Source organism: Massilia sp. DWR3-1-1 (assembly GCF_049898325.1).
In the GTDB taxonomy this organism is placed as follows: Bacteria; Pseudomonadota; Gammaproteobacteria; order Burkholderiales; family Burkholderiaceae_D; genus JAFCUW01.
Window position 1 is genome coordinate 378,257 of the sequence record NZ_JAFCXL010000002.1, and the last position, 24,390, is coordinate 402,646.

The following is a 24,390-nucleotide window of genomic DNA, read 5'->3' on the forward strand; positions in this document are numbered from 1 at the left end:
CACCTTCACCGGCCCCCAATCAATGATCGATAACAGTCAGTTTCGCCGCATCCTCGCGCGCAATGTCGCCGTGCCGCTGGCCGTGGGCGTCCTCAGTTCGCTGGTGTTCGTCGCCATCATCGTCTACCTCATCAATGTCCTCACCTGGGTCGAGCATTCCGAGCGGGTGATCGGCGACGCCAACCAGGTGAGCAAGATGTCGGCCGAGATGGAAACGGGAATGCGCGGCTACCTGCTCAGCAAGGACGAGCAGTTTCTGGCGCCCTACAAGGCGGCAGTGCCCCGCATTGAGGCCGAACTCGACGCGCTGACGGAAGAGGTGGGGGACAACCCGCCGCAAGTGGCGCGGCTGCGCAAGATTCACGCATCGCAGAAATTGTGGGAGCAGTACGCCGCCGAGGTCATCGATGCGCGCCGCTCCGACGGCGACTACATGGCACTGGTCAAGAGCGGCCGCGGGCGCGCACTGACGGACGAAGTGCGGCGCCAGTTCGCCACCTTTCTGGAGATCGAAGAAAAACTGCTGGTCGAGCGCAACCTGTCGGCCAAGGCGACCACGCGCTGGGCGGTCGGCATGTTCCTGATGTTCAGCCTGTCGGTGGCCGGCCTGCTGGCCTACTTCGGCCGCCGCGAGTTGCTGGCGCTGTCGACCTCGTATGGCAAGGCGATGGGCCAGCAGGCGGCGCACACGGCATTGCTGGAAAACCAGGCCTGGCTGCGCGAAGGGCAGAGCACGCTGGGCGAGGCCATGGCCGGCCACCACGCGCTGGCGCCGCTGGCCCAGGCCACGCTCGACCAGGTCGCCCGCCACCTGGGCGGCCTGGTGGCGGCGATGTACCAGCGCGAAGACGGCGGCGCCCTGCGCCGCATCGCCACCTACGGCTTCGCCGAAGCCTGGGCCGGGCAAAGCCAGTTGTTTCAGCCGGGCGAATCGCTGGTGGGCCAGGCCGTGCGCGAAGAGCGCCTGCTGGCCCTCGACAGCTTGCCGGCCGACTACATCAAGGTGTCCTCGGGCCTGGGACGGGCAGCGCCCGTGCAACTGCTGATCGCGCCGTTTCGCAATGAAGGCGCCATCAACGGGGTGCTGGAGATCGGCTTCCTGCAGCCGACCACGGCGCGCGACCTGGCGTTCCTGGAACTGGTGGGCGAGGCCATCGGCGCGGCGGTGGCGGCGGCGCGCTACCGCCAGCGCCTGCAGGAATCACTGGCGGAAACCCAGCAGCTCAATGAAGAACTGCAGGTCCAGCAGGAAGAGCTGCGCACCGCCAACGAGGAACTGGAAGAACAGTCGCGCGTGCTGGAAGAATCGCAGACCAACCTGGAAAACCAGCAAGCCGAACTGGAGCAAACCAACGAACAGCTGGCCGATCAGGCGCTTCACCTCGATGCCCGCAACGTCGCCTTGAACGAGGCGCAGACGGAGCTGCGCCAGCGCGCCACCGACCTCGAACGGGCCAGCCGCTACAAATCGGAATTTTTGGCCAATATGTCGCACGAACTGCGCACCCCGCTCAACAGTTCGCTGATCCTGGCCAAGCTCCTGTCGGACAATACCAAGGGCAACTTATCTGAAGAGCAAGTCAAGTTCGCGCAGACGATTTATTCGGCGGGCAACGATCTGCTGCACCTGATCAACGACATCCTCGATATTTCCAAGGTCGAGGCCGGCAAACTGGAGCTGGTGCTCGAGTCGCTGACGGTGCGCCGCATGGTCGAATCGCTGGCCATGACGTTCGAGCCGCTGGCCATGCAAAAGCAGTTGCGCTTCCAGGTGCAGGTCGAGCCCTCGGTGCCGGCCACCGTGTGGAGCGACCGCCAGCGCCTCGAGCAGGTGCTGAAAAACCTGCTGTCGAACGCCATCAAGTTTACCGAAGCGGGCCAGGTGACGCTCAACGTGAGCAGTACGCCGGGCGGCCCCTTGCGTTTCGTGGTCGAAGACTCGGGCATCGGCATCGCCCCCGAGCAGCAGGCGAAGATTTTCGATGCATTTCACCAGGCCGACGGCACCACCAGCCGGCGCTTTGGCGGCACCGGCCTGGGCCTGTCGATTTCGCGTGACCTGGCCGCCTTGCTGGGCGGCGAGATCGCCGTCACCAGTTCGCCCGGCAATGGCAGTGTGTTCATCCTGACACTGCCGCGCACCTGTCCCGCGTCCGCCGACGGGGCGAGCGATGCGCCGGCCGTTGACACCGCTGCGCCTGCGCCGCGCCCGGTCATTGCGGCGCCGGCCGTCCAGGCGAGCGTCGCCGTGCCCGTGCCCGCGCCCGCGCCCGCGTCCCAGGCCGAAGCGAGTTTCGCCGACGACCGCCACCGTCCCGCCGCCCCGCACGAACGCTCGGTGCTGGTGATCGAGGACGATCCGGTGTTTGCCGATATCCTCTACAAGCTGGCGCGCGAGATGCGCTACCGCTGCCTGGTGGGCATGACGGGCGGCGAGGGGCTGCAACTGGCCGAATCCTTGCTGCCGGACGCGATCTTGCTCGACATGCGCCTGCCGGACCGCTCCGGCCTGTCGGTGCTGCAACTACTGAAAGACAATCCGCACACCCGCCATATTCCCGTGCACGTGGTATCGAGCAACGACAACGGCGGTGAGGCCCTGAACCTGGGCGCCATCGGCTACGCCCTCAAGCCCACCACGCGCGAAGAGCTCGAGCAGGTGTTCCGCAAGCTCGAAGGCAAATTCACCCAGAAGATCAAGCGCATCCTGCTGGTCGAGGACGACGAGCGCCAGCGCGAGAGCGTGGTGGCACTGATCGCCGACAGCGACGTCGAAATTGCCGCGGTCGGCTCCGGCGAAGAAGCGCTGGCCCTGCTGCGCACCGACGTCTTCGACTGCATGATCATCGACTTGAAACTGCCCGATATGCAGGGCAATGAGTTGCTGGAAAAAATGTCCGGCGAGACCTTGTGTTCGTTCCCGCCCGTGATCGTCTACACGGGCCGCAACCTGACCCGCGCGGAAGAGTCCGAGCTGCTCAAATATTCGCGTTCAATCATCATCAAGGGCGCCCGCTCACCGGAGCGCCTGCTCGACGAGGTGACCCTGTTCCTGCACAAGGTGGAGGCGAAGCTGTCGACCGAGCGCCAGAGCATGCTGCAAACGGTGCGCGGGCGCGACCGCGTGTTCGAAGGGCGCACCATCTTGCTGGTCGATGACGACATGCGCAATCTGTTCGCCCTGACGGCGGCGCTCGAGCAGCGTGGCGCCAAGGTGGAGATCGGCCGCAACGGCTTTGAAGCCATTGCCAAGCTGGACGAAGTGGCCGCCATCGACGTGGTGTTGATGGACATCATGATGCCCGGCATGGATGGCCTGGAAGCGATGCGCCGCATCCGCGCCGACGGCCGCTACGACCGCCTGCCCATGATCGCCATCACCGCCAAGGCGATGAAGGACGACCAGGAGCAATGCCTGGCGGCGGGCGCCAACGATTACCTGGCCAAGCCCATCGACCTGAACCGCCTGTATTCGCTGCTGCGCGTGTGGATGCCCAACCTGGAGCGCATTTGAAAGCCCAGCTCCACGCGGCCGATATTGAATTGCGGATGTTGATCGAAGCGGTCTACCTCCAGTACAACTACGATTTTCGCGATTACACGGGGGCGTCGCAAAAACGCCGGGTGCTGCATGCGCTGCACGAAATGAATTGCCCGACGATTTCTGCCTTGCAAGCGAAGGTGATGCACGATACGGCCGCGTTCACCCAGCTGCTGCAGTATCTGACCATCCCCGTCACCGAGATGTTCCGCGATCCGCCGTTTTACGGGGCGCTGCGCGACCAGGTGCTGCCTTTCCTGAAAACCTACCCGTCGCTGAAGATCTGGGTGGCCGGTTGCAGCACGGGGCAGGAAGTCTATTCGATGGCGATCCTGCTGCGCGAGGAAGGCCTGCTCGAGCGTGCCATCATTTACGCCACCGACATCAACCCGCAGTCGCTGGAGACGGCGCGGCGGGGCGTGTTCCCCCTCGAGCACATGCAGCTGTACACGGAAAATTACCAGGCGGCGGGCGGCAAGACGGCGTTTTCCGACTATTACACGGCCGCATACGGCGGCGCCCGCTTTGACCAGAGCCTGATGGAAAACGTCACCTTTGCCGATCACAGCCTGGCCACCGACAGCGTGTTTTCGGAAACCCACCTGATCAGCTGCCGCAACGTGATGATCTATTTCAACCGCAAGTTGCAGAACCGGGTGTTCGGCCTGTTTCACGAGTCGCTGTGCCACCGGGGTTTCCTGGCGCTGGGCAGCAAGGAAAGCGTCGATTTTTCCGATTACGGCGGCCGCTTCGATGCACTGGCCAAGCGCGAGCGCATCTTCCGGAAGGGCACATGACGGCGCCGGCCCGGCCTGCGCGCGGCGCCGCCGACCTGCGTCCGGCGGCGATCGTCATCGGCGGCTCGGCCGGCGGCGTCGATGCCCTGCTGACGGTGTTGAGTACCTTGCCGGCAAGCATGCAAGTTCCCGTCATCTGCATGCTGCACATGCCGGCCCACCGCGAGAGCCGGCTGGCCGAGGTGTTCGCGGCACGCCTGCCGGTGCCGGTGCGCGAGGCGGGCGACAAGCAGCCGATCGACGATGCCACCGTGTATTTTGCCGGCTCGGGTTACCATTTGTCGGTGGAGAGGGATTACCGATTTTCTCTCAGCTGCGAACCCCCTGTACACTTCGCCCGGCCCGCCATCGACGTGTTGATGAGTTCGGCTGCGGACGTGTATGGTGCCGACCTGGTCGGCATCTTGCTCACGGGCGCCAATGCGGACGGCGCGGCCGGCATGGCCGACATCCGTGCGCAAGGCGGCTTTACGGTGGTGCAAGATCCCGCCGAGGCGCAGGTGGCCACCATGCCGCGCGCGGCGATTGCCGCCTGCGCGCCCGACCTGGTCCTGACGCTGGCCCAGATCGCCCAGTTGCTGCAAAAGATCACGCCAAGGGAGGGCGCGCACGGTGCGCGCCAGCCTGAACAAAAAAGAGCCGCCGTAGAGAACCACAAGCTGGAGAAACCATGAAGGCGCACGTGTTAAGCAAAGTATTGATCGTTGATGATCTGGCCGACAACCTGCAGGCGCTCGACGCCCTGATCCGCGATGAGCAGCGGATCATTTTTCACGCGGCCTCGGGCGACCAAGCCTTGCAATTGCTGCTCGAGCACGAATTCGCGCTGGCCATCCTCGATGTGCAGATGCCGGGGATGGATGGCTTCGAACTGGCCGAGCTGATGCGCGGCACCGAACGCACGCGCCACATTCCCATCGTGTTTACCAGCGCCGCCGGGCGCGAACTCAATTACGCCTTCAAGGGCTATGAGTCGGGCGCCGTCGATTTTCTCTACAAGCCGCTCGACAGCGACGCCGTGCGCAGCAAGGTCAATGTGTTCGTCGCGCTCGACCAGCAGCACCACGAGCGCCTGCGCCAGATTGCCGCCATCGAGCAAAGCCGGCGCGAACAGCAGGCCCTGCTCGAGCAATTGAGCGCCACCCAGGCCGAGCTGCAACGTTCATTGCGCATGCGCGACGATTTCATGTCGCTGGTGGCGCACGAATTGCGCACGCCCTTGAACACCCTGTTCTTGGAAAGCCAGATGCGCATGCTGCAACTGCAGCGCGGCAATGTCGAAGCGCTGGGACCGGAGCGATTGCCCGCCATGATCGCCCGCGACCAGCGCCAGATCCAGTCGATGATCCGCCTGATCGACGACATGCTCGACGTCTCGCGCATCCGCAGCGGCCGCCTGTCGATCCGGCCCACCCATTTCGAACTGATGGCCTTGCTCAAGCGGGTCGTCAGCGACCTGTCGCTGCAGGCGGGCGGCTACGGCACCACCATCGCCTTGCATCCGCACGAGCCGGTCGAAGGGCAGTGGGACGAATTTCGCATCGAGCAGGTGATCATCAATCTGCTCACCAATGCGCTACGCTACGGCAACGGGCAACCGGTCGATGTGGTGGTGGAGGGCAATAGTCAGGAAGTGCGCATCGATGTCATCGACGGCGGCATCGGCATTTGCGAAGCGGATCAAAAGCGCATTTTCGAGCCCTTCGAACGGGGCGCGAGCAGCAAGGAAGTCAAGGGGCTGGGCCTGGGGCTGGCGATCTCGCGCCAGTTGGCCGAAGCCCATGGGGGCCGGCTATTCGTCACCAGCGACGGCATGACGGGGTCCATCTTCAGCGTGGTGCTGCCGCTGTTTACCAGCGACGATACCAGCGCGAACCGGGCGGTGGCGGTGGTGGCCGCACAGGATGCGGCGGCCGAGCGCTAGGCTGGCGCAGCGGGCAAGATCAGTGAATGAACAGCGAGGCGCCGCGCAGCATGTCGGTCGAGCACAGCACGTAGGCCGACGCGCCGGCAAGGGCGAGTTGGAGGCTGGTCCAGGTCATGGGCAGTTTGTTCATCATGGTAGTGCTCCTCAATGCGGTGTTTTCTTCTTGAATGGCTCCATCTTAAACAAGATGGTTCTTGAAAGCATCGGAATCCCGTCCGTCGTTCTGTAGGACAACGCCGTAGCGGGCTGTGCGACAGTTGCGCGGTGGCGCTGGCGGGCCTTCCTACCTGGTCAGTAGAGGGTGTCCTGTAGCAAGCGCACAGCGTGCTCGTTACAGTGGGGACCATGACAAACCATGCCCCCCACCTGATGCAACGGGCCCGATGCCACCGTGCCGCTCGAGCCCATCCGCGAGGATGAATTCGACCGCCCCCGCGCCCCCCCGCGCCGCGCCCCGTTTCGCCCCGGGCGACGCCGTTCGTGTGCCGAAATATGCCGACGGGGTGGTACAGTCAAGCGCTGGCGAGCAGGTCACGATCGTCTTTTCCGACCAGGTGGCGCGGACCTTCATGGCCGACTTCGTGACGGCGGTATGAACAAGGAGTGGCATGGCAGGGCGTAATTCGAACGATATGGTGGTGGTGCGCAAGCAGGGGCTGTACTGCGTGCCGGGCGATTTTTACATCGACCCGTGGCGGCCGGTGCCGCGCGCCGTCATCACCCACGCCCACGGCGACCACGCGCGGGTGGGGCACGGCCACTACCTGTCGGCCAGCCTGGGCGTGGACATCCTCAAGGCGCGGCTGGGCCAGGACATCCACATCGACGGCCTCGCTTACGGCGAGGGCGTGCTGCACAACGGCGTGCGCATCTCGCTGCACCCGGCCGGCCACGTGCTCGGATCGGCCCAGGTGCGCATGGAGCACCAGGGCGAAGTGTGGGTGGCGTCGGGCGACTACAAGGTCGAGCCGGACCGCACCTGCGCGCCGTTCGAACCGGTGCGCTGCGACACTTTCATCACCGAGTCCACCTTCGGTTTGCCGATCTACCGCTGGCAACCGGAGCAGGCGATTTTCGACGACATCAACGCCTGGTGGCGCAACAACGCCGCCGCCGGCCGCTGCAGCGTGGTGTTCGCCTACAGTTTCGGCAAGGCCCAGCGCATCCTGTCGGGCCTCGATCCGTCCATCGGCGCCATCTTGTGCCATGGCGCGGCCGAGCCGCTCAACGCCGTCTACCGCGCCAGCGGCGTCGACCTGCCGGCCACCCGCCTGGTCACCGAGGTCGACAAGGCAGCCATCGGCACGGCGCTGGTCATTGCGCCGCCGTCGGCGGGCGGCTTGAGCTGGATGCGCCGCTTCGGCGACTACAGCGACGCCTTCGCCAGCGGCTGGATGCTGCTGCGCGGGGCGCGTCGCCGGCGCGGCGTCGACCGCGGCTTCGTGCTGTCCGACCATGCCGACTGGCCTGGCCTGCTGACGGCAATCGACGCCACCGAAGCGCCCCGCGTGATCGTCACCCACGGTGCGATTCCCACCATGGTGCGCTACCTGCGCGCGCGCGGCCTCGATGCGTCGGGGTTCGACACCGAGTACGGCGATGACGACGCCGATGACAAGGCGCCGGCCGCTGAAGCGGCTCCCCCGTCGGTCACCATCGCCCAGGCCGGCGATGCGTGAATTTGCCCGCCTCTATGCCGCACTGGACGAGACCACGGCGACCAGCCGCAAGCTCGACGCCCTGCAACGCTATTTTCACAGTGCGGCGCCGGAAAACGCTGCCTGGGCCGTGTATTTTCTCGCCGGCGGCAAGCCGCGCCAGGCGGTGCCAACCAAGCTGCTGCGCCAGTACGCGATCGAACTGGCCGGCATCGACGACTGGCTGTTCGACGAGTGCTACCACGCCGTGGGCGACCTGGCCGAAACCATTGCCCTGATCTTGCCGCCGCCCGAGGCGCGCAGCGATATCGGCCTGGCCACCTGGATGCAGGAGCGCATCGGCCCCCTGCGCGGCGCCGATCCGGCCACCATCGGCGCGGCCCTGATCGGCTTCTGGCGCGAGCTGGAAACCGGTGAGCGCTTCCTGCTGGCCAAGCTGATCGGCGGCGGCTTCCGGGTCGGCGTATCGAAGCTGCTCGTCACGCGCGCGCTGTCGACCATCGCCGCCGTCGACGCCAAGCTGATCGCCCAGCGCATGATGGGCTGGACCGATGGCAGCGTGCGCCCCAGCGCCGAGGGCTTTCTGCGCCTGATCGCCGGCCAGTCCGACACCGAGCACGCGCAGCGGGGCGGCCACCCCTACCCGTTTTTCCTGGCCCACCAGTTGCAGGCCGATCCGGCCAGCCTGGGCGACTTGAGCGATTGGCAGGTCGAATGGAAGTACGATGGCATCCGCGCCCAGCTGGTGCGGCGCGACGGCCGCAATTACCTGTGGTCGCGCGGCGAAGAGCTCATCACCGACCGCTTTCCCGAGTTGGCCGCACTGCGCCTGCCGGAAGGCACCGTCATCGATGGCGAAATCCTGATCTGGGCGGACGGGCCGGCGCCGTTCGCCGATCTGCAAAAGCGCATCGGCCGCAAGACCGTCTCGGCCCGGCTGATGGCCGAGCTGCCGGCCGTGCTGGTGGCCTACGACCTGCTCGAAGAGGCGGGCGTCGACCTGCGCGCGCTGCCGCAGCAGGAGCGCCGCACCCTGCTCGAAGCGCTGGTGGCGGCTTGCCCGCAGCAGCCCCTGAAAATTTCGCCGCTGGTGCAGGCGGCCGACTGGGACGCGCTGGCACGCCTGCGCGCCGAGTCGCGTTCGCGCGGCGTCGAGGGCATGATGGTCAAGGCGAGAAGCGCCCAGTACGGGGTGGGACGCACCAAGAACGTGGGCACCTGGTGGAAGTGGAAGGTCGACCCGTACAGCATCGACGCCGTGCTCATCTATGCCCAGGCCGGGCACGGCCGCCGCGCTTCGCTCTACACCGACTACACCTTCGCCGTCTGGGACGACGATGCAAGCGATGACGCGGGGCAGCGCAAGCTGGTGCCGTTCACCAAGGCGTATTCGGGCCTGTCCGACGCCGAAATCGCCGTCGTCGACAGCGCCATCCGCAAGACCACGGTGGAGAAATTCGGCCCCGTGCGCAGCGTCAGGCCGTCCATGGTGTTCGAGATCGGCTTCGAGGGCATCGCGCTGTCGTCGCGCCACAAGGCCGGCATCGCCGTGCGCTTTCCCCGCATCCTGCGCAAGCGCGACGACAAGGCGGTCGACGAGGCCGATACGCTGGCCACCCTGAAAGGCCTGCTGGCCGCCGCCGGCGCATGAGCAAAAGCGCGATGACGGTCCGCGTCGACGCCTGGTTCGCCAGCCGTGGCTGGAAAGTGTTCGCGTTCCAGCGGGCCGTGTGGAAAGCGGCCGTGGCCGGCCAGTCGGGCCTGCTGCATGCGAACACGGGCGCCGGCAAGACCTACGCCGTGTGGATCGCCGCCCTGCTGCGCGGCGAGAAGGCACGCCAGGCCGGGCGCACGGGCTTGCAGGTGCTGTGGATCACGCCGATGCGGGCGCTGGCGGCCGACACCGTGCGCGCGCTCGAGGAATCGGCGGCGCAACTGGCGCCCGGGACGAGCGTGGGCGCGCGCACGGGCGACACCGGCGCGGCCGAGCGCGCGCGCCAGGGCCGCAAGCTGCCGTCCGCGCTGGTGACGACGCCGGAGAGCCTGTCGCTGTTACTGAGCCAGGCGCAGGCGCAGGCGCAGTTCGCCAGCCTGGACATGATCATCATCGACGAATGGCATGAGCTCATCGCCAGCAAGCGGGGCGTGCAGGTGCAACTGGCGCTGGCCCGGCTGCGCCAGTGGCATCCGCAGCTGGTGGTGTGGGCGCTGTCGGCCACCATGGGCAACCTCGACCAGGCCCGCGCGGTGCTGCTGGGAGAAGGGCAGGGCGTGCTGGTCGAGGGCGGCGTGACCAAGCAGATCGTCGTCGATTCGCTGATCCCGGCCGATGTATCGCGCTTTCCGTGGGGCGGCCACCTGGGACTGCAGATGCTGCAGCCGGTGATCGACGAAATCGACCAGTGCGAGGCCACGCTGGTGTTTACCAATACCCGTTCGCAGTCGGAACTGTGGTACCAGAATATTCTCGAGGCGCGCCCCGACTGGGCCGGCCTGATTGCCCTGCACCACGGCTCGCTGGACCGCTCGGTGCGCGACTGGGTCGAGCTGAGTCTGAAAAAAGGCCAGTTGAAGGCGGTGATCTGTACCGCCAGCCTGGACCTGGGGGTCGACTTCCTGCCCGTCGAACGGGTGCTGCAGATCGGCAGCGCGAAGGGCGTCGCCCGGCTGCTGCAGCGGGCCGGGCGCAGCGGCCACGCGCCCGGACGCGTCTCGCGCGTGACGCTGGTGCCCACCAACAGCCTGGAAATACTGGAAGCGGCCGGCGCGCGCGCGGCGGTGGCGGCGCGCCGCATCGAGGCGCGCCCGGTGCCCGAGCAGCCCTTCGACGTGCTGGTGCAGCACCTGGTGACGGTGGCGCTGGGCGGCGGCTTTCTGCCGCAGGCGATGCTGGCCGAGGTGAGAAGCGCCTGGTCATATCGCCACCTGACGGACGCGCAATGGCAGTGGGCGCTCGACTTCGTCGCCCGCGGCGGCCAGAGCCTGACCGTCTACCCTGAATACCAGCGCGTGCTGGCGGACGACCAGGGCGTCTACCGCGTGCCCAGCGTGGCGCTGGGGCGGCGCCACCGCATGGGCATCGGCACCATCGTCGCCGACGCCAGCATGCAGGTGAAATACCTGAGCGGGGGGCGCCTGGGCAGCGTCGAAGAGTCCTTCATTGCGCGCCTGAAGCCGGGCGACTGTTTTCTGTTCGGCGGGCGCATGCTCGAACTGGTGCGCGTGAACGAGATGACGGCCTTCGTCAAGCGCGCCAGCGGCAAGCAGAAGGGCGCCGTGACCCGCTGGGCCGGGGCGCGCATGTCGCTGTCGTCGGAGCTGGCCGATGCGGCGCTCGAGCAGTTGCGCCTGGCGTCGCTGGGGCAGTTCCTTGGCCCCGAGATGCAGGCCCTGCGACCGCTGATCGCCATCCAGCAAGCCTGGTCGGCCCTGCCCACCAGCGACACCCTGGTCGTCGAGCGCATGCAAAGCCGCGAGGGCCACCACCTGTTTGTGTATCCGTTCGCGGGCCGCTCGGTGCACACGGGGCTGGCCGCGCTGCTGGCCTACCGGGTGGGCAAGCGCCAGCCGATCACGTTTTCGATCGCCGTCAACGACTATGGCTTCGAGTTGCTGGCGGCCGAGCCGGTCGACTGGGTGGACTTGATGGCCGGTGCCACCGGCGCCGACGTCGCCCTGCTGTCGCTGGCGCAGCTGCAGGAGGACGTGCTCGAGAGCCTGAACGCGACGCAGTTGTCGCAGCAGCGCTTTCGCGAAGTGGCGCGCATCGCCGGCCTGATTTTCCAGGGCTATCCGGGGCAGCCGAAAAGCACGCGCCAGATCCAGGCCTCGTCGTCGCTGTTTTTCGAGGTGTTTCGCAAGCACGACGCCGCCAACCTGCTGCTGCTCCAGGCCCGCCGCGAGGTGATGGAACAGGAGCTCGAACTGACGCGCCTGCGCGCCACCCTGGGCATGCTGCACGGGCGCCGGCTGGCGCTGTGCGAGATCAGGCGCGCCACGCCGTTCGGCTTCGCCCTGATGGTCGAGCGCTTGCGCGAAAAGGTCAGCACGGAAAAGCTGTCGGACCGGGTGGCGCGCATGGTGCGCGAGCTGGAAAAGGCGGCCCGGCCTTGAGCGCCGCGCACCTCGTCGTCGCCGGAGAAGCGCTGGTGCTGCTGCCCGAGAAAGCCCTGCTGTGGCCGCGCGAAAAGATGCTGATCATTGCCGACATCCATTTCGGCAAGGCGGCATCGTTCCGCGCCGCCGGCGTGCCGGTGCCACGCGGCACCACCAGCGAGAACCTGGCGGCGCTCGACGTCCTCATCGAGGCCCACGACGTCGCCCACATCATGTTCCTGGGCGACTTCCTGCACGCCCGCGCCGCCCACGCCAGCGCCACCGTGGCGGCCATGCTGGCCTGGCGTGCGCGCCACCCGCGGCTGGCGCTGACATTGGTGCGCGGCAACCATGATCGCCACGCGGGCGACCCCGCCGCCAGCCTGCAGATCGCGCTGGTCGATGAACCGCACACGATCGGGCCGTTCGCGTTCTGCCACCATCCGGACCTGGACACGGCCGGCTACGCGCTGGCCGGCCACATCCACCCCACCTTTCGCCTGGCCACGCGCTTCGATAGCCTGCGCCTGCCGTGCTTCGTGGTGGGCGGAGGGCGCATGATCCTGCCGTCGTTCGGGGCGTTCACGGGTGGTTTTCAGATGACGCGGGCGCCGGGCGACGCCCTGTATGTCAGCTCGGGCGAGGCGGTTCACTTGGTACGCTAGCGTACGGACTTTTCTTAAAGGCAAGAGTATCTTGGCCTTGTCCGCTGTCAATACGGCAGCGCCCCAGCCAGTCCAAGGAGAACATCATCAAAACCAAGACCAATACTTCACTGATCGCGGGCCTGTTTGCCGCAGCCCTGCCCCTGTTGTCGATGACGGCGATCAGCGCGCCCGCCCAGGCGCAACAATACAATGCACCGGCCGAACGGGGCTTCGAGCCCGTCATACGCGGTTTCAACGTCGACGAGGTGCGCCGCATCGCCCCCGGCGCGGAACTCAATTTCGATGTCTACGGCACCCCCGGCGGCCGCGTCTACCTGCAGATCGCCGGCGCTGCCCGCAACCTGCAACTCGATGAAACCGAACCGGGCGTGTACGAGGGTGTCTACACCATCGGCAGCCGCGACCGCATCACCGCCACCAGTGCCGTCACCGCCAATATGCGCGTGGGCAATCAGGTGACCACGGGCGTGCTGCGCGAATCGCTGCAGACGGGTGTCGGCCGTCACGAAGCGCCACGCCGGGGCGACCTGGCCGCGGTGCCCCGCATCGAGCGTTTCGACGTGCGCGGGGTGGACGATCTGCGTGCGGGCAATGAACTGGTCTTCATGCTACGCGGCACGCCAGGCGCCAAGGTCGACATGAACATCGCCGGCACCCGCGGCGTGTTCTTCCTGCCGGAAGTGCGTCCGGGCGAGTATGAAGGGTCGTATGTGATCCGCCGCGGCGACCGCATCGAGCGCGCCACCCCCGTCACCGCCAACTTGCGCGTGGGCGGCCGCGTCGCCACGGTCAAACTGGGCAAGCCGCTGCAACTGGTGGGCGCGCCACCGCCGCCACCGCGTGAAGCGCGTTACTGCTCCAACTGCGCCACCGTCGAAGCGATCAACGTCATTGAAGTCAAGGGCGACGGCAATTACATCGGCACCATCGGCGGCGGCGTGCTCGGCGCGCTGGCCGGCAACCAGGTCGGCGGCGGCAACGGCCGCACCGCGGCCCAGATCGCCGGCGCCCTCGGTGGCGCCTACGTCGGTCGCAACATCGACCGCCAGAACGACAAGCAGACCCGTCACTTTGAAGTGGTGATCCGCTTTGCCAACGGCGGTACCCAGACGGTGCAGTACGCCAACGATCCGGGCCTGCGCGTCGGTGAGAAGGTCAAGATCAACGACGGCACGCTCACGCGCGACAATTGATCGACGGCGCCGCCGCATGAAAAAAACCGCCGCTCCAGCAGGATGCGGCGGTTTTTTTATGTGAAGTCGATGCTCAGATGGTGCTGGCCAGCGCGTCGCCGGACGGTTCGAGGTCGTTTTTCGACTTGGCCGGGGCCTTGGTGCGCGAGCGCGACGGTGGCAGGCGGCGCAGGGTCTTGAGGGCATCGGCGTCCTTGATGCCGATGGTGCGCTGGTCCACGGAGATCAGGCCGATTTCATTGAAGGCCGACAGGGTGCGGCTGACCGTTTCCAGCGTCAGCCCCAGGTAGCTGCCGATTTCGTGGCGCGTCATGCGCAGATTGAACAATTTGCTCGAATAGCCCATGGCGGCGAAACGGTCGGCCAGCGAGACCAGGAAGCGGGCCACGCGCGCTTCGGCCGACAAGGCGCCCAGCATGCCGATCATCGATTGCTCGCGCACCAGTTCGCGGCTCATGACGCCGTACATCAGGTTTTCCAGTTCGCTGTGGACGCGGCCCAGGGCCGTCAGCTTCTTAAATGGCAGCAAGATCAGGTCGCAGTCGGACAGCGCCACCGCTTCCGATGCGTAATGGCGGGTGTGGATGCCATCGACGCCGAGCATGTCGCCCTTCATGGGAAAGCTGAGCACCTGTTCGTTGCCGAATTCGTCGATCAGCACGGTTTTCAGAAAGCCCGAGTTGACGATGTACAGGGTGTCGAAGGCCTGGCCGATGGTGTGGACGCGCTGGCCCGTCTTGAACTGGACATGCTGGAACAGCAATTCTTCGCTGTTGACGGACATTGCGGTCGGAATATGGAGCAGGTCGCACACTTCTTTCAGGTTCGACCACAGGCGTCCCTGGCGCTGGCGGCCCGCTTCCATGGGGGACGTGTGCATGGTGGACGACGCGTTACGGGGTTCGGGCAAGGGCGTGGACATGATGCTCATCTCCAATTAAGAATTCTGCTGTGGCTGCTGTAAATCACAGCTGCGAACCGCGGGCAAGACCCGCTAGGCGGCTTCAGCAGTGACAGACGGGCGCTGGACCAAACTCACATGACCAGGAAAAAATTATCCGGAGCAAGTCGAATCGCTGGATTTAGTATGCCAACTCGAGTCCGGCATTCATATCAGCGAACCCTGAATCTGGCGGTAGGAGATAGGAGCAGAAAGTAGGACAAGTCTTACTGGAGAGGGGCGATTCCGCAGGGGGAAGGGGCACTGGCGCGCCGCGGTGCACGGGCGCACGCGATATGGCCGCGCTCGCATGAAAAACAACGCCGGCACTTTTTTGCGCCAACGGTGTCTGAGTTGTCTGGGCCGGGCGGTGCTCAGGTCTTGAACGGCGACAGCAGGCGGTGGGCCACCGCATATTGCACCATCTCCGACAGCGAAGTCATGCCCATTTTTTGCATGATGCGGGTCTTGTGGGTGCTCACAGTTTTCACGGACAAATGCAGGCTGTTGGCGATCTCGGTGATCGACTTGCCGCTCACCAGCATGGAAAACACTTCGAATTCACGGTCCGATAATTGCTTGTGCAGCAGTTGCTCGTTCGGCGTCATGATGTTCAGCGCCAGTTGCTCGGCCACTTCGGTGCTGATGTAGGGGCGCCCCGAGGCCACCTTGCGGATCGCCCCCACCAGCTGGGTGCCGGCGCTTTCCTTGGTCAGGTAGCCCTGGGCGCCGGCGCGGATGGCGCGCACGGCGTATTGCTCTTCTTCATGCATGGTCAGTATCAGCACGGCCAGCTTGGGCGCCACCGCCTTGATCTGGCGGATCAGGTCGACCCCGCTGCGGCCGGGCATCGACAGGTCCGTCAGCAGCAGGTCGAAGCCGCCCTGGCGCACGTGGTTGAGCACCTCGAAGCCGTTGGTCGCTTCACCAACGATATCGATATCGGGCGCGCCATCGAGGATGCGCTTGAGGCCCTCGCGCATGATGGTGTGGTCGTCTGCAATAACGATGCGTATCATAAATTCGCCAATTCAAATCAAGGTGAAATCAGCCGCCGCGGGTGGCCTGCGTTTACGCGTGAGCGTACGCCGCGCCATGTGCGGGAACAAATGAAGGCTTGCTAGCTTGACGATTGAAAAATTATCGATTAATCAGCTGCCTGGCTCCTCGATCAGGCGGTGCACCAGCACGGGCTTGAGGGTGTGCGACAACACCTTGTTGGTCACGCTGCCCAGCAGCAATTGCCCCCAGCCGCTGCGGCCGTGCGAGCCCATGAAAATCAGGTCGCAGTGTTCTCGCTCGGCGACCTCGACGATCATGCTGGCCGGCGAATTGGCGAACTCCGTCAGCGCCGCGTGCGCCAGGCCCGCCCTGGCCGCCGCTTCGATGATGGGGTGGGTATGCTCGGCGCCCGTGCGGCGCATGGTGGCGATGTACTCGTCCTCGATGGGATAACTGGGCGGGATGATCTCCACGTACACGGGATACTGGTATTCCGGCGCCACGAACAGCACCAGCACCTCGGCGCCGAGCTGGCCGGCGAATTTGACGCCGGCGCAGGCGGTGGACTTCGACACCGCCGAGCCGTCGGTCGTAATCAGAATTTTCCGGTACATGGTCATTTCTCCCACAGGACGCTGTATTGTCCATTGTAGTGAGGGCGCCGCCGAATGCCAGAACGCGTCCGCGTGATCTTGCTCAACAGTTAAAGGCGCGGGCCCGGATGGCGCGCCGACCCCGCCGACAAGCACAAAATACAACACTTGCGACGGGAAAAGTATCCGTACGGACACATTTTCTTATCTTCGCAATAAGTTTCCCGAGCGAAATCAATTGCTGGCGAGGTCGGTGATTTACCAACGTCATCGACGCTGCTACACTCAGGACAAAACCCGCTGGCCCAGCCCCCGCCCAGTACCCCTGACACGCAATCGCGCATTGCAAAATTAGTATTTATTGGAGAAGCACGGACCATGACCGACGCCGCTGATGATTTCGACGCCCTGTTCGACGAGGTGAGCGCCCAGCGCGACGCCACGCCGGCCGCTGCCCCGACCCCGACCGCCGCGACCGCCCAGGACATCGCCGACGATGACTTCGAAGCGCTGTTCGAGCAGGCTGCCGCGCAAACGGTCGCCGCCCCGGCGCCGGCCCCGGCCCCTGTTGCCGTTGCCGCCGTGGTGGCCGCTGCCGACGCCGACGGCGAAGGCAACGCCGCCGACAAGCCCATGTTCGAACGGCTCGGCGGCATCGTGCGCCTGCTGCACGATTCGCTGCGTGAACTGGGCTACGACAAGGCGCTCACGGAAGCGTCGACCCAGATCAACGATGCCCAGGACCGCCTCGAATACGTCGCCACGCTGACCGAGCAGGCCGCCAACAAGGTCCTCAACACGCTCGACGAAGGCATGCCGGCACAGGACGTGCTGTCGAAAAACGCCAAGCAGATGGAAACCCGCTGGGCCGACCTGTTCGCCGGCAAGGTCTCGATCGACGACTTCAAGACCCTCGCGGGCGACTCGCAAGCATTCGCCCAGGCCGTCACCAAGGCCACCGATGCGGAAAAAGCCCGCCTGCTCGACATCATAATGGCGCAGGATTTCCAGGACATCACGGGCCAGCTGATCAAGAAAGTGGTGGCGATCACCAAGACGGTCGAGCACGAACTGGCCGAACTGCTGCGCGATAACGCCCCGCCTGCCGTGCGCGAAAAACTGGCCGCCAAACCAGGCCTGATGTCCGGTCCCTCGGTGCCGTCGGTGGCCCTGGACCAGGACAACGTTGACGATTTACTTGCCGATCTGGGGTTCTGATGGACGATATGCTCAAAGATTTCGTCGTCGAGGCGATGGATCTCGCAGTCAATGTGGAAGAGCATTTGCTGCGACTCGAGCGCGACCCGAACAACAAGGAAACGCTCAATGCCGTGTTCCGCTCGTTCCACACGATCAAGGGCGGCGCCGGCTTCATGAACCTGACGGCCATGGTGACGGCCTGTCACCTGACCGAAAACCTGTTCGACGCCCTGCGTAACGGCGCCGCGCCCGTCACCCCGCTGGCGATCGAAGCGGCGCTGCAGGCGTCCGGCTTCGTGGCCGACCAGTTGACCGATCTGAGCAACGGCGCCGCCCCGGAGCAACTCGCTTCGATGCCGGCAGCGCTCGAGAGCATCCTGGTCGACGCCATCGCCGGCAAGACCCATTCGACGCCGGCCGCCGCGCCCGTGGCGGTGGCGGCGCCGACGCCGGCGCCAGCACCGCTGGCCGCCGCGCCCGCGCCCGTGTTCGTCGCCAAGGGGCCTGGCGCCGATGGCCTCGACTGGGAAGCGATGTACATGGCGGTGGTCCCGCCCGGCACGTATCAGCCGGCGGCGAATGTCGCCGCAGTCGCCGCAGTCGCCGCACCGGCCATCGAGGCCGCCGCAGCGGTGGCGGTGGCGGTCGATGCCACCCCCGCGCAAAGCGCCGCCGCCGCAGCCGCAGCCGCCGCCGCCAAGCATGCGTGGGACGGCAACGAGCGGCGCGAAGAGAAGGTGCAGGAATTCCGCGCCGCCTCCGCCCCGGCCAAGGAAGAGAGCATCCGCGTCGATGCCGTCAAGCTCGACGCCCTGCTGGAAGTGGCGGGCGAATCGGTGCAGGCGGCCAACCAGGCGGCCGTGCTGCTCGAGCGCCTGTCGCAATTCAAGTTCGAGGGCCAAGCCGCCACCCTGATGGCGACCCTGACGGAAACGCTGGAGCGGGCCTCGCGCTATTCGGCCGAACTGCAGCGCGCCACCCTGGCCACCCGCATGCAGCCGGTCGGCCGCCTGTTCCAGAAATTTCCCCGCCTGGTGCGCGAACTGGCCAAGGACCTGGGCAAGGACGTCGAACTGAACATCGAAGGGGCCGAGACGGAAGTCGACCGCGTCGTCGTCGACAGCCTCTACGATCCGCTTGTGCACATGCTGCGCAACGCGCTCGATCACGGTGTCGAGTCGCCCGAACAGCGCGTCGCCAGCGGCAAGCCGGCCAAGGCCTTCATTTCCCTCAAGGCCTGGCAGGAAGCCAATAGCGTGATGATCGTGCTGCAGGACGATGGCAAGGGCATGGACCCGGTCGCCCTGCGCAAGAAGGCCATCGAAAAGGGCCTGATCAACGAAAACGGCGCGCCCAGCGACGAGGAAGCGTACCAACTGGTGTTCCTGCCCGGTTTCTCGACCAAGGAACTGGCCACCTCGGTGTCCGGCCGCGGCGTCGGCATGGATGTGGTAAAAACCGCGGTGGAGAAAAACCGCGGCGCCATCCACATCGATTCCTCGCTCGGTCACGGCACCAAGTTCGCCATCCGCCTGCCGATCGAACTGTCGATCGTGCCGACCATGCTGGTGTCGACCTCGGGCGCCGCGCTGGCGCTGCCGATGGCGATGGTCGAACGCGTCGTCGAACTGCCCGACACGTTCCTGCAAGTGGGCGGCGCGCCGGTGCTGAAAGACCAGGGCCGTCCGCTGCCGGTGCGCTCGCTGGCCGGTGCGCTCGGCTACGACGCCTGCCTCGAGAAGGTCGGCATCGTCGTCTCGGCGCCGCAGCCCTACATCCTGGCCGTGTCCGCCGTCGACGGCACCGCCGACCTGGTGATCAAGCCGATGACGGCGATTGCCGTCGAAGGCATCACCGGCACCGCCCGCTCGGCAGAGGGCGAACTGGTGCTGGTGGTGGGCCTGTCGTTCCTGATGGACGGTTGCCGGCCAACGGTCAAGCTGGCCGCCTGATCGCCTGCACAAAACGGGTGCGGTCTGAAAATATAGCGGACCTGGACGAACGAGACGAAAAATGCCCGCTATCACTAGCGGGCATTTTTTATTTGTAAAATCGATTTATTTTGCAAATAATATTTGTGATAAATCGTATTGGTGCAAATAAGGTTCCAAAAGAGGGATGCTTCTGCGGCAATGCACAAATATGGCATAATCAAATGCGCAACCCCATACCACCGACTGCCGACCACCGACCATGATCAAAACGCTCTACGAAAAACTGTGGGACTCGCACGTGGTGCGCGCCGACGAAGACGGCACCACGGTGCTCTACATCGACCGTCACCTGGTCCACGAAGTGACCAGCCCGCAGGCCTTCGACGGCTTGCGCGCGGCCGGTCGTCCGCTCTGGCGCAACGCCGCCAACCTGGCCGTGGCCGACCACAACGTGCCCACCACCGACCGCCAGGGCGGCATCGCCGACCCGGTCTCGCGCCTGCAGGTAGAAACGCTCGACGCCAACGCCAAGAGCTACGGCCTGACCTATTTCAACATGAACGACAAGCGCCAGGGCATCGTCCACGTGATCGGACCCGAGCAGGGCGCCACCTTGCCCGGCATGACGGTGGTATGCGGCGATTCGCACACCTCGACCCACGGCGCCTTCGGCTGCCTCGCGCACGGCATCGGCACCTCCGAAGTCGAGCACGTGCTGGCCACCCAGACCCTGCTGGCGAAAAAATCGAAAGCGATGCTGGTGCAGGTCGACGGCGTGCTGCCGGCCGGGGTGACGGCGAAAGACCTGGTACTGGCCGTGATCGGCCGCATCGGCACCGCCGGCGGCACCGGCTACGCCATCGAATTTGGCGGCTCGACGATCCGCGCGCTGTCGATGGAAGGGCGCATGACGGTCTGTAACATGGCCATCGAAGCGGGCGCGCGCGCCGGCATGATCGGCGTCGACGACACCACCATCGAGTACGTCAAGGGGCGCCCGCTCTCGCCCGTCGGCCCCCATTGGGAGCGCGCGGTGGCCTACTGGCGCACCCTGCACTCCGATCCGGGTGCCCGTTTCGACCTGGTCGTCACGCTCGACGCGGCCCACATCACGCCGCAGGTGACCTGGGGCACCTCGCCCGAAATGGTCGCCTCGATCGACGGCCGGGTGCCCGATCCCGAGCAGGAAAAAGACGCCGTGCGGCGCGACGCCATGGAAAAGGCGCTGGTGTACATGAATTTGTTGCCGAACACGCCGATCAGCGACATCCGCATCGACAAGGTGTTCATCGGTTCGTGCACCAATTCGCGCATCGAAGACCTGCGCGCGGCCGCCGCCGTGGTGCGCGGCAAGCAGCGCGCCTCCAACGTGCGCCTGGCGATGGTGGTGCCCGGTTCCGGGCTGGTCAAGGACCAGGCCGAGCGCGAAGGGCTCGACCGGATTTTCCGCGACGCCGGTTTCGAGTGGCGCGAACCGGGTTGCTCGATGTGCCTGGCGATGAACGCCGACCGGCTCGAGCCGGGCGAGCGCTGCGCCTCGACCTCGAACCGCAATTTCGAAGGGCGCCAGGGGCAGGGCGGCCGTACCCACCTGGTGTCGCCGGCGATGGCCGCCGCCGCCGGCATTGCCGGCCATTTCGTCGACATCCGCCAGATTCGTTAAAACCGTATCGACGATTTTGTATTGTTACCCTGACCTCTTCACTGCCATGAAAAACCTTTCCGCCGCCGTCCTCGCCGCCACCTTGTTGTTGTCCCTGGGCGCCTGCAATACCATCGCCGGGGTCGGCAAGGACGTGCAAAAAGTCGGCCAGGCCGTCGAAGGCGTGGGCCGCAAGTAAGCGCCGCGCCGACCGCCGTTCCTCTCCCATCACACGAAGACCATGGAAAAATTCATCCGTTACGAAGGCCTGGTGGCCCCGCTCGACCGCGCCAACGTCGATACCGACGCCATCATCCCCAAGCAGTTTCTCAAGTCGATCCGGCGCACCGGCTTCGGTCCCAACCTGTTCGACGAATGGCGTTATCTCGACCATGGCGAGCCGGGCCAGGATTGCAGCGCGCGCCCGCTCAATCCCGATTTCGTGCTCAACCAGCCGCGCTACCAGGGCGCCTCGATCCTGCTCACCCGTAAAAACTTTGGCTGCGGCTCCTCGCGCGAGCACGCCCCGTGGGCGCTCGACCAGTACGGCTTTCGCGCCATCATCGCGCCCAGCTTCGCCGACATTTTTTTCAATAACTGCTACAAGAGCGGCCTGCTGCCGATCGCGCTGGCCGAGGCTGACATCGACCGCCTGTTCGACATGGTCAAGGGCTTCACTGGCTTTCGTCTCGTGGTCGACCTGGAGGCGCAGCGCGTGTCCACCGCCGACGGCGCGTTCAGCTGCCAGTTCGACATCGACCCGTTCCGCAAATACTGCCTGATCAACGGCCTCGACGACATCGGCCTGACCCTGCGCCACGCCGACGCCATCCGCGCCTTCGAAGAGCGCCACCTGGCGGCGCAGCCGTGGCTGGCCAACACCCTCTGACCGGCCCGCAGCAGTTCCACCCCTACGCTTAAAAAAGAAGAGAGCACATGAAAATCGCAATCCTGCCCGGCGACGGCATCGGCCCCGAAATCATGGCGCAAGCCGTCAAGGTGCTCAATGCGCTGGGCGAGCCGTTCGAAATGGAAACCGCCGACGTCGGCGGCGCCGGCTACGCCGCCAGCGGCCACCCGCTGCCGGCGGCCACGCTGGCGCTGGCGAAAGCGGCCGACGCCGTGCTGTTCGGCGCCGTCGGCGATTACAAGTACGACAGCCTCGAGCGCTCGCTGCGTCCCGAGCAGGCCATCCTGGGCCTGCGCCGCGAGTTGGCCCTGTTCGCCAACCTGCGCCCGGCGATCCTGTACCCGGAACTGGCCGGCGCCTCGACCCTGAAGCCCGAGGTGGTGTCGGGCCTGGATATCCTGATCATCCGCGAACTGACGGGCGACATTTATTTCGGCAAGCCGCGCGGCGTGCGCGAATGCCCGGATGGCCCGTTCAAGGGCGAGCGCGAAGGCTTCGACACCATGCGCTACGCCGAATCGGAAATCCGCCGCATCGCCCACGTGGCCTTCCAGGCCGCGCAAAAGCGCGACAAGCGCGTCACCAGCGTCGACAAGGCCAATGTGCTCGAAACGTTCCAGTTCTGGCGCGACATCGTCACCGAGGTGCACCGCGAGTACCCCGACATCGCGCTCGATCACATGTACGTCGATAACGCCGCCATGCAACTGGTGCGGGCGCCGAAGAAATTCGACGTGCTCGTCACCGGCAATATGTTCGGCGACATCCTGTCCGACTGCGCCGCCATGCTCACCGGCTCGATCGGCATGCTGCCATCGGCCTCGCTCGACGCCAGCAACAAGGGCCTGTACGAGCCCTCGCACGGCTCGGCGCCCGACATCGCCGGCCTGGGCGTCGCCAACCCGCTGGCGACGATCCTGTCGGCGGCGATGATGCTGCGCTACTCGCTGGGCAAGGTCGAACAGGCCGACCGCATCGAGAACGCCGTCAAGGCGGTGCTGGGGCAGGGCTTGCGCACGGCCGACATCTACGAAGCGGGCAGCCTGAAAGTGGGCACCGAGGCGATGGGCGACGCGGTCGTCAAGGCGCTCGGCTAAGCGCCGGCGCATCACTACATTCAATACAGCAGAGAGAAGAACATGAAATTAGTAGGCTTGGTAGGTTGGCGCGGGATGGTCGGTTCGGTGCTGATGCAGCGCATGCGCGAAGAAGGCGATTTTGCCGACATCGAACCGGTGTTTTTCACCACCTCGAACGCCGGCGGCGCCGCACCGGCCATGGCCAAGAACGAAACCACGCTCAAGAGCGCCTTCGATATCGCCGCCCTGTCCAAGTGCGAGATCATCATTTCCTGCCAGGGCGGCGACTACACCAGCGAGGTGTTCCCGCAACTGCGCGCGGCCGGCTGGGACGGCTACTGGATCGACGCCGCCTCGACCCTGCGCATGAATGACGACGCCGTCATCGTGCTCGACCCGGTCAACCTGGCCGTGATCAAGAACGCCATGGGGCGCGGCGTGAAGAACTACATCGGCGGCAATTGCACCGTGTCGTGCATGCTGATCGGCCTGGGCGGCCTGTTCCAGCACGGCCTGGTCGACTGGATGACGTCGATGACCTACCAGGCCGCCTCCGGTGGCGGCGCCCAGCACATGCGCGAACTGCTCACCCAGTTCGGCACCATCAACGCGGCCGTGCGCCCGCTGCTCGACGACCCTGCCTCGGCCATCCTGGAAATCGACCGTGCCGTGCTGGCCACCCAGCATGGCCTGTCGGCCGACGAGATCAAGCAGTTCGGCGCGCCCCTGGCCGGCAACCTGATCCCGTGGATCGACAAGGACCTGGGCAATGGCCAGTCGAAGGAAGAATGGAAGGCGGGCGCCGAGACCAACAAGATCCTGGGCCTGGGCGACGCCTTCGGCCAGGGCGAGGCGTATCGGCCGATCGCCGTCGACGGCCTGTGCGTGCGCATCGGCGCCATGCGCTGCCACTCGCAGGCGCTGACCATCAAGCTGAAAAAAGACGTGCCGCTCGACGAGATCAACGACATCATCGCTTCCGCCAACGCGTGGGTGAAAGTGGTGCCGAACACGCGCGAAGCATCGGTCGCTGAACTGTCGCCGGCGGCGGTGACGGGCAGCCTGACGATTCCCGTGGGCCGCTTGCGCAAGATGTCGATGGGCGGCGAGTACCTGTCGGCCTTCACGGTGGGCGACCAGCTGCTGTGGGGCGCGGCCGAACCGCTGCGCCGGATGTTGCGTATTGTTCTCGACCAATAAACTTCTGCCAA

Annotated in this window: 20 protein-coding genes; 17 read left to right on the forward strand and 3 right to left on the reverse strand. The window is 65.7% G+C overall.

Translation table 11 applies throughout. The features are described from left to right. Nucleotides 1–22: 22 nt before the first annotated feature. The 10 genes from ACP7EY_RS03945 to ACP7EY_RS03990 all read left to right on the forward strand — a co-directional run bounded on the left by ACP7EY_RS03945 (nt 23) and on the right by ACP7EY_RS03990 (nt 13,879). Nucleotides 23–3,514, forward strand: coding sequence for a response regulator (locus tag ACP7EY_RS03945; protein WP_426190677.1), 3,492 nt, complete (start codon nt 23–25; stop codon nt 3,512–3,514). Between the two features lie 35 nt (nt 3,515–3,549). Beyond that, the gene (locus tag ACP7EY_RS03950) at nt 3,550–4,338 is read left to right on the forward strand and encodes a CheR family methyltransferase (protein WP_426190758.1); all 789 of its coding nucleotides are present in this window, start codon (nt 3,550–3,552) and stop codon (nt 4,336–4,338) included. Further along, the gene (locus ACP7EY_RS03955) at nt 4,335–5,012 is read left to right on the forward strand and encodes a chemotaxis protein CheB (RefSeq protein ID WP_426190679.1); all 678 of its coding nucleotides are present in this window, start codon (nt 4,335–4,337) and stop codon (nt 5,010–5,012) included. Before ACP7EY_RS03950 ends, ACP7EY_RS03955 begins: the two co-directional genes overlap by 4 nt. Then, nucleotides 5,009–6,262 (forward strand): hybrid sensor histidine kinase/response regulator, encoded by a 1,254-nt coding sequence (locus ACP7EY_RS03960; protein ID WP_426190681.1) that lies wholly within the window; start codon nt 5,009–5,011, stop codon nt 6,260–6,262. Before ACP7EY_RS03955 ends, ACP7EY_RS03960 begins: the two co-directional genes overlap by 4 nt. A 419-nt stretch (nt 6,263–6,681) precedes the next feature. Further along, the gene (locus ACP7EY_RS03965; protein ID WP_426190683.1) at nt 6,682–6,861 is read left to right on the forward strand and encodes a DUF3553 domain-containing protein; all 180 of its coding nucleotides are present in this window, start codon (nt 6,682–6,684) and stop codon (nt 6,859–6,861) included. 12 nt (nt 6,862–6,873) lie between these two features. Beyond that, a complete protein-coding gene (locus ACP7EY_RS03970; protein WP_426190685.1) occupies nt 6,874–7,944 on the forward strand; it encodes a ligase-associated DNA damage response exonuclease in 1,071 nt (356 codons plus the stop codon). After that, nucleotides 7,937–9,574: an ATP-dependent DNA ligase gene (locus tag ACP7EY_RS03975; protein ID WP_426190687.1), complete on the forward strand. Its 1,638-nt coding sequence runs from the start codon at nt 7,937–7,939 to the stop codon at nt 9,572–9,574. Before ACP7EY_RS03970 ends, ACP7EY_RS03975 begins: the two co-directional genes overlap by 8 nt. Further along, nucleotides 9,571–12,036, forward strand: coding sequence for a ligase-associated DNA damage response DEXH box helicase (locus tag ACP7EY_RS03980; protein ID WP_426190689.1), 2,466 nt, complete (start codon nt 9,571–9,573; stop codon nt 12,034–12,036). Before ACP7EY_RS03975 ends, ACP7EY_RS03980 begins: the two co-directional genes overlap by 4 nt. Next, the gene (gene pdeM / locus ACP7EY_RS03985; protein ID WP_426190690.1) at nt 12,033–12,683 is read left to right on the forward strand and encodes a ligase-associated DNA damage response endonuclease PdeM; all 651 of its coding nucleotides are present in this window, start codon (nt 12,033–12,035) and stop codon (nt 12,681–12,683) included. Before ACP7EY_RS03980 ends, pdeM begins: the two co-directional genes overlap by 4 nt. Nucleotides 12,684–12,835: 152 nt before the next feature. Continuing rightward, a complete protein-coding gene (locus ACP7EY_RS03990; RefSeq protein ID WP_426190692.1) occupies nt 12,836–13,879 on the forward strand; it encodes a glycine zipper 2TM domain-containing protein in 1,044 nt (347 codons plus the stop codon). A gap of 73 nt (nt 13,880–13,952) precedes the next feature. Here the strand turns inward: ACP7EY_RS03990 and ACP7EY_RS03995 are convergent, their stop codons facing one another. The 3 genes from ACP7EY_RS03995 to ACP7EY_RS04005 all read right to left on the reverse strand — a co-directional run bounded on the left by ACP7EY_RS03995 (nt 13,953) and on the right by ACP7EY_RS04005 (nt 16,435). Continuing rightward, on the reverse strand, nt 13,953–14,744 hold the full coding sequence (locus ACP7EY_RS03995) for a Crp/Fnr family transcriptional regulator (RefSeq protein ID WP_426190760.1): 792 nt from the start codon (nt 14,742–14,744) through the stop codon (nt 13,953–13,955). A gap of 449 nt (nt 14,745–15,193) precedes the next feature. After that, nucleotides 15,194–15,838, reverse strand: coding sequence for a response regulator (locus tag ACP7EY_RS04000; RefSeq protein WP_426190694.1), 645 nt, complete (start codon nt 15,836–15,838; stop codon nt 15,194–15,196). Between the two features lie 132 nt (nt 15,839–15,970). Then, nucleotides 15,971–16,435 carry a universal stress protein gene (locus ACP7EY_RS04005; protein WP_426190696.1) on the reverse strand — a complete coding sequence of 155 codons (465 nt, stop codon included), beginning with the start codon at nt 16,433–16,435 and terminating at the stop codon, nt 15,971–15,973. Nucleotides 16,436–16,792: 357 nt separating this feature from the next. Between ACP7EY_RS04005 and ACP7EY_RS04010 the strand changes: the two genes are divergently transcribed. From ACP7EY_RS04010 to asd, 7 genes are all read left to right on the forward strand, one after another. After that, entirely contained in the window at nt 16,793–17,632 is an 840-nt protein-coding gene (locus tag ACP7EY_RS04010; RefSeq protein ID WP_426190698.1) for a protein phosphatase CheZ, read from the forward strand. After that, nucleotides 17,632–19,566 (forward strand): chemotaxis protein CheA, encoded by a 1,935-nt coding sequence (locus ACP7EY_RS04015; protein WP_426190700.1) that lies wholly within the window; start codon nt 17,632–17,634, stop codon nt 19,564–19,566. Before ACP7EY_RS04010 ends, ACP7EY_RS04015 begins: the two co-directional genes overlap by 1 nt. Before the next feature lie 241 nt (nt 19,567–19,807). Further along, a complete protein-coding gene (gene leuC / locus ACP7EY_RS04020; RefSeq protein WP_426190702.1) occupies nt 19,808–21,211 on the forward strand; it encodes a 3-isopropylmalate dehydratase large subunit in 1,404 nt (467 codons plus the stop codon). Between the two features lie 46 nt (nt 21,212–21,257). Beyond that, nucleotides 21,258–21,389, forward strand: a complete 132-nt coding sequence (locus ACP7EY_RS04025; RefSeq protein WP_426190704.1) for an entericidin A/B family lipoprotein — start codon at nt 21,258–21,260, stop codon at nt 21,387–21,389. 42 nt (nt 21,390–21,431) lie between these two features. Beyond that, nucleotides 21,432–22,079 carry a 3-isopropylmalate dehydratase small subunit gene (leuD, locus tag ACP7EY_RS04030; protein ID WP_426190706.1) on the forward strand — a complete coding sequence of 216 codons (648 nt, stop codon included), beginning with the start codon at nt 21,432–21,434 and terminating at the stop codon, nt 22,077–22,079. 47 nt (nt 22,080–22,126) lie between these two features. Next, nucleotides 22,127–23,197, forward strand: a complete 1,071-nt coding sequence (gene leuB / locus ACP7EY_RS04035; protein WP_426190708.1) for a 3-isopropylmalate dehydrogenase — start codon at nt 22,127–22,129, stop codon at nt 23,195–23,197. Between the two features lie 42 nt (nt 23,198–23,239). After that, on the forward strand, nt 23,240–24,379 hold the full coding sequence (asd, locus tag ACP7EY_RS04040; RefSeq protein WP_426190710.1) for an aspartate-semialdehyde dehydrogenase: 1,140 nt from the start codon (nt 23,240–23,242) through the stop codon (nt 24,377–24,379). The last annotated feature ends 11 nt before the right edge of the window (nt 24,380–24,390 follow it).

Excerpts from the sequence above, each read along its gene's own strand:
- ACP7EY_RS03975 (WP_426190687.1), top strand. The coding sequence starts at position 7,937 with ATGCGTGAATTTGCCCGCCTCTATGCCGCACTGGACGAGACCACGGCG.
- ACP7EY_RS04000 (WP_426190694.1), bottom strand. The coding sequence starts at position 15,838 with ATGATACGCATCGTTATTGCAGACGACCACACCATCATGCGCGAGGGC.
- ACP7EY_RS03960 (WP_426190681.1), top strand. The coding sequence starts at position 5,009 with ATGAAGGCGCACGTGTTAAGCAAAGTATTGATCGTTGATGATCTGGCC.
- ACP7EY_RS03950 (WP_426190758.1), top strand. The coding sequence starts at position 3,550 with ATGTTGATCGAAGCGGTCTACCTCCAGTACAACTACGATTTTCGCGAT.
- ACP7EY_RS03970 (WP_426190685.1), top strand. The coding sequence starts at position 6,874 with ATGGCAGGGCGTAATTCGAACGATATGGTGGTGGTGCGCAAGCAGGGG.
- asd (WP_426190710.1), top strand. The coding sequence starts at position 23,240 with ATGAAATTAGTAGGCTTGGTAGGTTGGCGCGGGATGGTCGGTTCGGTG.
- ACP7EY_RS03990 (WP_426190692.1), top strand. The coding sequence starts at position 12,836 with ATGACGGCGATCAGCGCGCCCGCCCAGGCGCAACAATACAATGCACCG.
- ACP7EY_RS03955 (WP_426190679.1), top strand. The coding sequence starts at position 4,335 with ATGACGGCGCCGGCCCGGCCTGCGCGCGGCGCCGCCGACCTGCGTCCG.
- ACP7EY_RS04005 (WP_426190696.1), bottom strand. The coding sequence starts at position 16,435 with ATGTACCGGAAAATTCTGATTACGACCGACGGCTCGGCGGTGTCGAAG.
- ACP7EY_RS04010 (WP_426190698.1), top strand. The coding sequence starts at position 16,793 with ATGACCGACGCCGCTGATGATTTCGACGCCCTGTTCGACGAGGTGAGC.
- ACP7EY_RS03995 (WP_426190760.1), bottom strand. The coding sequence starts at position 14,744 with ATGGAAGCGGGCCGCCAGCGCCAGGGACGCCTGTGGTCGAACCTGAAA.
- ACP7EY_RS03980 (WP_426190689.1), top strand. The coding sequence starts at position 9,571 with ATGAGCAAAAGCGCGATGACGGTCCGCGTCGACGCCTGGTTCGCCAGC.
- ACP7EY_RS03965 (WP_426190683.1), top strand. The coding sequence starts at position 6,682 with ATGAATTCGACCGCCCCCGCGCCCCCCCGCGCCGCGCCCCGTTTCGCC.
- leuD (WP_426190706.1), top strand. The coding sequence starts at position 21,432 with ATGGAAAAATTCATCCGTTACGAAGGCCTGGTGGCCCCGCTCGACCGC.
- ACP7EY_RS04025 (WP_426190704.1), top strand. The coding sequence starts at position 21,258 with ATGAAAAACCTTTCCGCCGCCGTCCTCGCCGCCACCTTGTTGTTGTCC.
- ACP7EY_RS03945 (WP_426190677.1), top strand. The coding sequence starts at position 23 with ATGATCGATAACAGTCAGTTTCGCCGCATCCTCGCGCGCAATGTCGCC.
- leuB (WP_426190708.1), top strand. The coding sequence starts at position 22,127 with ATGAAAATCGCAATCCTGCCCGGCGACGGCATCGGCCCCGAAATCATG.
- ACP7EY_RS04015 (WP_426190700.1), top strand. The coding sequence starts at position 17,632 with ATGGACGATATGCTCAAAGATTTCGTCGTCGAGGCGATGGATCTCGCA.
- leuC (WP_426190702.1), top strand. The coding sequence starts at position 19,808 with ATGATCAAAACGCTCTACGAAAAACTGTGGGACTCGCACGTGGTGCGC.